This is a genomic window from Aquiflexum sp. (genome assembly GCF_977115555.1).
Genome location: NZ_CDSBKL010000622.1, coordinates 1 through 1,597, shown reverse-complemented (window position 1 = coordinate 1,597; position 1,597 = coordinate 1). Strand labels below are relative to the sequence as shown.

Annotated in this window: 3 protein-coding genes; 1 reads left to right on the top strand and 2 read right to left on the bottom strand. The window is 43.3% G+C overall.

Features of this window, described 5'->3' with window-relative positions; all coding sequences use genetic code 11:
* Positions 1-25: 25 nt before the first annotated feature.
* Both ACZFYI_RS20185 and ACZFYI_RS20180 read right to left on the bottom strand, forming a co-directional pair.
* On the bottom strand, positions 26-577 hold the full coding sequence (locus tag ACZFYI_RS20185; RefSeq protein WP_462525917.1) for a porin family protein: 552 nt from the start codon (positions 575-577) through the stop codon (positions 26-28).
* A gap of 1 nt (position 578) precedes the next feature.
* The gene (locus ACZFYI_RS20180; protein ID WP_462525916.1) at positions 579-725 is read right to left on the bottom strand and encodes a hypothetical protein; all 147 of its coding nucleotides are present in this window, start codon (positions 723-725) and stop codon (positions 579-581) included.
* Positions 726-838: 113 nt separating this feature from the next.
* On the opposite strand from ACZFYI_RS20180, the gene ACZFYI_RS20175 reads away from it, so the two are divergent.
* The coding region (locus tag ACZFYI_RS20175) for an MFS transporter (RefSeq protein WP_462525915.1) at positions 839-1,597 on the top strand (759 nt) is incomplete at its 3' end.

Below are 1,597 nucleotides of genomic sequence, written 5' to 3'. Positions count from 1 at the left end.
AAACCAAAGAATACTATCCTATCTTTCAAAATTCAATGGCCGCTCCAATTTGCAGATAGGAGTTTTTATTGCCATTGTTTACATCCATAAAACCCTGATGGTACCTGACCTCTATTTCAAAGACGAATACCTTCAGTCCTAAGCCAATATGCAGTGGTAAATCAAATGTGTTGGTCTTGTTGGAATCATTCAAGGCATCTGCCCCATTGACTTGGTATTTTTCAGACAATTTCAAATTGCCATTTACCCCTCCTTGGGCAAATACCGGACCTATCTTGGCACGGAGACCTACAGGAATACTTAAATAAGTCATTCTTCTGAAATTGGAATCGTTGGTTTTGTGACCATTTTGCATGTATTCCAGTCCGGTGTTGAGTGTTAAAAACTTACCAGCTCCAAGTCTTCTGTTTTTGAACAATCCAAGATAAAAGTGATCTAGGCTACCACCAATCTGATTCCCGTTGTTATTGGTATAAGCAGCCTGAAAGCCTGTCCTTACTCCAAATGCCTGAGCGTTCCCCTCAAATCCCATAAATACCAAACCCAAAATAAACGCTGATAATACAAATGTTTTCATATCAAAAGAATCTTGATTTTTTACCTACTCTTTTGGCTTTTCGGTTTCCGCCATGAATTTGAACCAATTTATCGATAATTGGAGTCATTAAAAAAATTACGCTTGTTTTATCTTTTATTACTTCCAATTTCAGGGTTTTAATGATCATGTTTTGACAAAAGTTACACTATTTCCCTTTGGGCAAACCTTTTTCCACTAGCCCCCTGTTGCAATTTCCCTTCATCCCCTTAAATTGGAATTCCCAATCCAAATCCCATACCCATGGACCAAAAGACCTACTATAACCAAACTTACATCTGGCTTATCAGCATGACTGCCGCATTGGGAGGTTTCCTTTTTGGCTATGACTGGGTAGTGATAGGTGGTGCCAAACCTTTTTACGAGCCATTTTTCAACATCACCTCTCCGACCGATCAGGGTTGGGGTACCAGTTCTGCGCTGATCGGCTGCATGGCAGGCGCTATTCTCTGCATCCTCCTAAGCGACAAGGTGGGGAGAAAAAAACTCCTGATATTTTCCGGATTCCTATTTTCAGTTTCGGCTTTCGGAACTGCCCTTGCGGATACTTTTTGGTGGTTCAATTTCTACCGAATCTTAGGTGGCATTGCGATGGGCATCGCCCTCAACCTGTCGCCTCTTTATATTGCGGAAGTGGCTCCTCCGGAGAAAAGGGGCATGTTTGTCACCCTGATGCAGCTTTTGGTCATGGTCGGCGTGCTCTTGGCGCAGGTCGTCAACTGGCAGATTTCACTTTTGGATAGTTCACTGCCTGACAATCCGGATTTTGCCACACTGGCAGCAAGCTGGAGCGGGCAAAATGGCTGGAGGTGGATGTTTGGTGTCGAGGCTTTTCCGGCGTTGTTGTTTTTTGTGCTGATGTTTTTTGTACCCGAAAGCGCCAGGTGGCTTGTCAAAAACAATCAGGAAACCAAAGCGCGAAAGATCCTGGAAAAAATCGGTGGAACCTTTTATGCAGATCTTGCAGTCAGCGAAATCCAAGCCACTGTGGACGAAGACAAT